Raw genomic sequence first — 6,000 nt, forward strand, 5'->3', positions numbered from 1 at the left:
TGTTAAATGTAATTATTCTGATTAAATTACAATTTATCTGTTTGCAGAATTCTTCCCGGTTAAACGTGGTGTTCAATTACTTTTGATTGTGCCGCAGGTTTAAACTCCGGCAGAAAGAATCAGCGATATGTTTGCAAAAGCAATTTTTATTTGTGTGTACATGTACGTGTGTTGCCTTACTGCTTTTTCGCAGGCGGGGATGTGGACGTGGAAGAAAGGAAGTACTGCTGTAAACAGCAATGGCAGCTACGGTGTGCAAGGGGTGAGCTCGCCACTTAATGAGCCGCCGGCGCGCTACGAAGCTGCGCAATGGACAGATGCGGCCGGCAACCTCTGGCTTTATGGCGGGGGAATTGGCATGCAGCGTTTTGCCGATTTGTGGAAGTACGATGTGGCGCTTGGCGAATGGACATGGATGCATGGCAGCAATATGGCCAATACGCCAGCCATTTGGGGAACGCAAGGAGTCGCTGCTCAGGCCAACACACCCGGTGGCATCGGATTCGGGGCAAGCACATGGACAGATGCGGCAGGAAATCTTTGGCTATACGGCGGCGACAACGGCACTGCTGCACCCTTCGGCGATTTATGGAAATTTGATCCGGGCATAAACATGTGGACATGGGTAAAAGGTTCGGGCACACCCGGCGCTGCGCCAGTGTTTGGCACGCAACAGGTAGCCGCACCCGCCAACACGCCCGGCGCACTTGAAGAAACGGCCTGCAACTGGGTCGATCAGCAGGGGCGGTTATGGCTGTTTGGTGGCACACCTTCTGGTGTTGGAGCGGCTTATGATGCGTTGTGGATGTATGATCCGGCAACCAACATGTGGACTTGGATGAAAGGTGCATCGAGTGTAAATGCACCGCCGGTTTACGGTACGCTCAATGTGCCTTCGCCGTTTAATACGCCCGGTGCGCGCTGGTGTTATACACACTGGACAGACAATGCCGGCAATCTCTGGCTGTTTGGCGGCGTGGATGCTATAAGCCCTGTTTTTATGGGTTTTTACAACGATTTGTGGATGTACAACGTGGCGCAGAACATGTGGGTGTGGAAAGGCGGCAGTCAGCAGGTTAATCAGCCCGGAGTGTATGGTACGAAATGTGTGCCTGCCGCAGGCAATGTGCCCGGTGGTCGTGGCGAAACACGCGCGTGCTGGACAGACAGCTGCGGCTTTTTCTGGTTGTTTGGCGGGCGTGATCTGAATTATGATTTGTATAACGACTTGTGGCGTTATGATCCGGCAGCGGGCATGTGGACATGGATAAGTGGTTCTGCCACGCCCAACCAGCCCGGTGTGTATGGTGTGCAAAATGTGGCAGCTGCAACCAATGTGCCCGGTGGCAGGCAGGGCAATGTTAGCTGGTACAATGCTGCCGGGCTTTGGTTGTTTGGGGGCGAAGGAAGTGCTGGCGGACAGCAGAACGATTTATGGCTTTATGTGCCCGACACGGTGTCGTTGCAACTCACAGCCGCGCCGCTTACCGGCTGCGCGCCGCTGCTGGTGAGCTTCAATGCTGCCACACAGGGCTGCGGTGCCGTGAAATCAATGCTCTGGACGTTTGGCGATCCGGCTTCGGGCAGCGCTGATACGGCCTTCGCCACGCAGCCACTGCATGTGTACAATGCTGCCGGCACCTACACGGTTACCTGCATTGTAACCGATTGTCAGCAACGCTCTGATACAGCTCATCTCAGCATTACGGTTACTCCCGGCATTACACTGCAGGCGGCGGTTACGGCTTCGCAGTGTATTTCATCTGGAGCAATTACTGTAATGGCTTCAGGCGGTGCGGGCAATTACAACTACGCGTGGCAGCCGGCTGTTTCAACGCAGCAAACAGCCACAGGCCTGTCGCCCGGCACTTACATTATTCAGGTAACCGACGCAAACGGATGCGCCGCTGCCGATACACTGGCCGTGCTGCTTGCTGATTCCACTTCAGTATTGCTTGGGAACGACACGGTGGTTTGCTTTGATACACTTCTTACCCTATCGGCCACAGGCAGTGCTTCGGCTTTTGCCTGGTCAACCGGACAAACCACCGCATCAATACTGGTTTCGCAAAGTGGTATGTATTCGGTTACTGCCACCGAAGGCAATTGCAATGCACACGACTCGGTACAGGTGCTTTTTGTACCAAAACCTTTAACAGAAATGAATCCCGCGTATTGCGAAACCGGCTTCACGGAGCTAACTGTTGCCGCTTCTGCTTCTGCCAATATCCTCTGGTCAACCGGCGATACCTCGGCGCTGCTGCTTGCTCAGACTCCGGGCACCTACACCGTAACCGTGAGCGACAGTGGCTGTGCCTTTATTGATTCATTTATGGTTACCAGTGAAGCTGGCAGCACCGCTCTTTATTTTCCCAATTCATTCACTCCCAACGGCGACGGGTTAAATGAAACATTCAGCGGCTACGGCGAAGGCATTCTCGAGTTTGATCTCACTCTTTACAACCGTTGGGGCGAGCTTATTTTTCATTCCACTTCGCTTGCACAGGAATGGGATGGAACAGTAAACAACAATCTGGTGCAGGAAGATGTATATGTGTGGGTGGCCACATACCGGCTTAGCTGCGATGAAAACAGGGAGATTACCCGGCGCGGACATGTAAGTGTAATCCGGTAAGGCTTTTTCATCCGGCAGCGTTCGTTTTCTGTATCTTTGAAACCGTTGCACGGCAGGCGTGAACGCATTTAAAGCAACAGATAATCTTCTTTTTGTATGAGCGACGAACTGCTCAACGACCTTTTTAACTGGGTTGTCATTCCGCTGCTTATTTTCATAGCGCGTTTGGGCGATGTAACACTTGCTACGCTGCGCAATATTTTTATTTCGAAAGGTTTCAGGCGGATTGTTCCGTTTGTGGGTTTCTTCGAAGTGCTCATCTGGCTCATTGCCATGAAACAGGTAATGAGCAAAGCCGATAATCTTGCATCCTATCTGGCATGGGCTTTCGGATTTGCCTGCGGTACCTATGTAGGTATGCGCATTGAAGAACGGCTTGCACTGGGAACTCAGGTAATCCGCATCATTACCAATCAGCTTAGTCAGGAACTAATTGAGGCACTGCGCGAAGCCAACCACGGCATTACCGTAGTGGATGCCGAAGGAGCTAAAGGTCCGGTGAAAATGATTTTTACCGTAGTAAAGCGTACCAGCGTCCCCGATGTAATTGCCATTCTTGAAAAACATCAGCCCAACGCATTCTTCTCGGTAGAGGATGTGCGTAATGCGCAGCACGGCGTGTTTCGAAGCAGCGAACGCAAGCTCAATCTGGTGCGTACACTTTTTCCTGACCGGAAAGGGAAGTAGTGCAGGCAACTTAATAGCCCGACTCACGTCTTTCATGCAACACGGTTTGTATGAAAAAATATTTTCTGTTTGTTTTTCTGTTTCAGGTGGCTGTGCTGAAAGCGCAGCGCAATGTAATTTATGTGCATGTCAATGAAGCGCACAGCGGTTTGCATGCGGGAGTCGACTGGCGTTATCATGCATCGGAAAAATGGATTATGTACGGAGGTCTGCATTATCTGGTAAACCGTATTGTTACCGATAACCAGCAGTATGTGTACAAGCATCGGTTTTATGCCAATAATTTCGGTCAGCATCTTGGAATACGTTTGGGCAGTGAGCGTCAGTTTAGTTTGAAACAGACGTGTGTAAAGCCGTTTGTATTCATACAGGTGCAGCAAACGCGCAGTGCATTGCGTACATTTTATGCGCCAGATCTGATTGTGAATTCGCTTGAGCTGATTGAGGGTGCCGGGCTTAACATTCCGTTGCATCGTGTGTTTGATGTGCGGCTTGCGGTAGCGCTTTCAAATCCGTTCATATACAGCGAGCGTTTGGGTACTTCATGGGATGGTTTCAGCGTATATACCGAAGCCGGCGTAACTTTACGAATTGGTCGTAATGAAACCCAGTAAAGCCGGATAGGCGTATCTTTGCGTCATGTACGAAACCGACGAGTTGCCCGATGCCGAAAGTGGTAGTGAGCAGGAAATGTATGAACATCATCGCTTCAGGGTTGATCCGGGGCAGGAATTGCTGCGTATCGACAAATACCTGATGCACAAACTGGCTTCGGTTTCACGCACCAAAATTCAGGCTGCGGCTGATGCGGGAAATATCCTTGTAAATGAAAAGCCGATCAAGCCCAGTTACAAGGTAAAGCCGCTCGATCATATCTCCATTCTTCTTCCGCATCCGCCCAAAGTATTTGAACTGCTTGCCGAAGAGATTCCGCTGAATATCGTGCATGAAGATGATGCCCTCATTATCCTCAACAAGCCACCCGGACTTGTGGTGCATCCTGGTTACGGCAATTATACCGGCACACTGGTAAACGGACTGCTCTGGCATTTCGAACATTTGCCCAAGAGTTCGCACGAGCAGCGGCCCGGACTTGTGCATCGTCTTGATAAAGATACTTCGGGCATTATGGTTGTGGCTAAAACGGAATATGCGCTGGCGCATCTTGCCCGGCAGTTCTACGACCGCACCAATGATCGTCGCTACCTTGCACTGGTGTGGGGCGATTTTGATGCAGATGAAGGTACTGTGGAAGGTCACATTGGCCGCAGCCGCCGCGATCGGAAAGTGATGGATGTTTATACTGACGGAAGCGAAGGAAAACCGGCAGTTACACACTGGAAAGTGATTGAGCGTTTGGGTTATGTAACGTTGGTGGAGTGCAAACTCGAAACCGGCCGCACACACCAGATCCGTGCACATATGCAGCACATCGGTCATCCGCTTTTCAACGACGCTACCTACGGCGGGGCACACATTGTTAAAGGAACCAGCTTTACCAAGTACCGGCAATTTATCGATAATTGCTTTGCGGCCTGTCCGCGACAGGCGTTGCATGCACGTTCGCTGGGCATAAAGCATCCGGCCACAAAGCAGTGGATGCAGTTTGATTCGGAACTGCCGGCTGATATGCTTGCCGTGCTTGAGAAATGGCGCACCTATTCAAACGCGCGCCGGTATGAAGAAGATCCGGCCGAATAATTACCTGTTTAATTGCTGCCATACCTGCTCATCGAAACTGGTGAGGGAGGGAAGCACCAGATCGGCTGCGGCAAACCGGCTTTGGGCTGCATGTTCGGGGGCGGGCACAGCCACGCATTTCATACGGGCAGCTTTGGCGGCAATCACGCCGTTGAACGAATCTTCAAAAACAAGTATTTCGGTTGGATCAATGCCCATTTGCCTTGCTGCCGTGAGGAATACAGCCGGATGCGGTTTGCCGTAAGTTTCCACTTCGGCCGAGCAAACCACCTGAAAGTAATCATAGATGCTGTAAAACTGCATCAGTCCGCGTATCAGCCGCAGCGGCGAGGAAGAGGCCAGAGCCACGGGTATTTTCTTTTCCCTGAGCCGCACCAGCAATTCGCGCACGCCCGGCATGAGTTGGGCATTTGTGGTCACAAGCCGCTGCACTTCATCCACAATAGCCACTTTCACCGCATCGTCGCTCATGCCCCGCCACGGATGTTTTACACGCCAGCGGGCAATTACTTCTTCAATCCGGTTGCCCATCATCTCCTCAAAATCTGCTGCTTCCGGTGCCCGGCTCAACCTGCCGAATACATTGGTTTCCGCTTCGCGCCACCACGGTTCAGAATCAACCAGCAGCCCGTCCATATCAAAAATTACCCCTGAAATCATATTCCCCAAAGATAAACACCCTGTCATCACCCGAATCGCTGTCTTAACTAATCATTTCACCGCCAAACCCAACGAAAAGATTCACCTCCTGCGGCGTATTCCGGTTTCATTTTGAGGTGAAGATTGAGGCGGGCGACGAAGGAAAACCGGAGTTTATTTTATCGCTGAGGATTTCTGTGAGGAGCCCAACGAAAAGATTCACCTCCTGCGGCGCATTCCGGTTTCATTTTGAGGTGAAGATTGAGGCGGGCAACGAAGGAAAACCGGAGTTTATTTTATCGCTGAGGATTTCTGTGAGGAGCCCAACGAAAAGATTC

The 6,000-nt window shown here is 51.4% G+C and carries 5 protein-coding genes; 4 read left to right on the forward strand and 1 reads right to left on the reverse strand.

Annotation, left to right across the window (positions count from 1 at the left end):
- The first annotated feature begins 160 nt into the window (after window positions 1–160).
- The 4 genes from IM638_15745 (at window position 161) to IM638_15760 (ending at window position 5,023) form a co-directional block, all read left to right on the forward strand.
- Window positions 161–2,635, forward strand: coding sequence for a gliding motility-associated C-terminal domain-containing protein (locus tag IM638_15745; GenBank protein ID MCA6364491.1), 2,475 nt, complete (start codon window positions 161–163; stop codon window positions 2,633–2,635).
- Window positions 2,636–2,731: 96 nt separating this feature from the next.
- Window positions 2,732–3,322, forward strand: coding sequence for a DUF2179 domain-containing protein (locus IM638_15750; protein MCA6364492.1), 591 nt, complete (start codon window positions 2,732–2,734; stop codon window positions 3,320–3,322).
- Between the two features lie 50 nt (window positions 3,323–3,372).
- Window positions 3,373–3,936 carry a hypothetical protein gene (locus IM638_15755; GenBank protein MCA6364493.1) on the forward strand — a complete coding sequence of 188 codons (564 nt, stop codon included), beginning with the start codon at window positions 3,373–3,375 and terminating at the stop codon, window positions 3,934–3,936.
- Between the two features lie 25 nt (window positions 3,937–3,961).
- Window positions 3,962–5,023: an RluA family pseudouridine synthase gene (locus tag IM638_15760; GenBank protein ID MCA6364494.1), complete on the forward strand. Its 1,062-nt coding sequence runs from the start codon at window positions 3,962–3,964 to the stop codon at window positions 5,021–5,023.
- On the opposite strand, the gene hxpB is transcribed toward IM638_15760, so the two are convergent.
- On the reverse strand, window positions 5,024–5,683 hold the full coding sequence (gene hxpB / locus IM638_15765) for a hexitol phosphatase HxpB (GenBank protein ID MCA6364495.1): 660 nt from the start codon (window positions 5,681–5,683) through the stop codon (window positions 5,024–5,026).
- Window positions 5,684–6,000 lie beyond the last annotated feature (317 nt).

It is taken from the genome of Bacteroidota bacterium (assembly GCA_020402865.1).
Taxonomy (GTDB): Bacteria; Bacteroidota; Bacteroidia; order Palsa-965; family Palsa-965.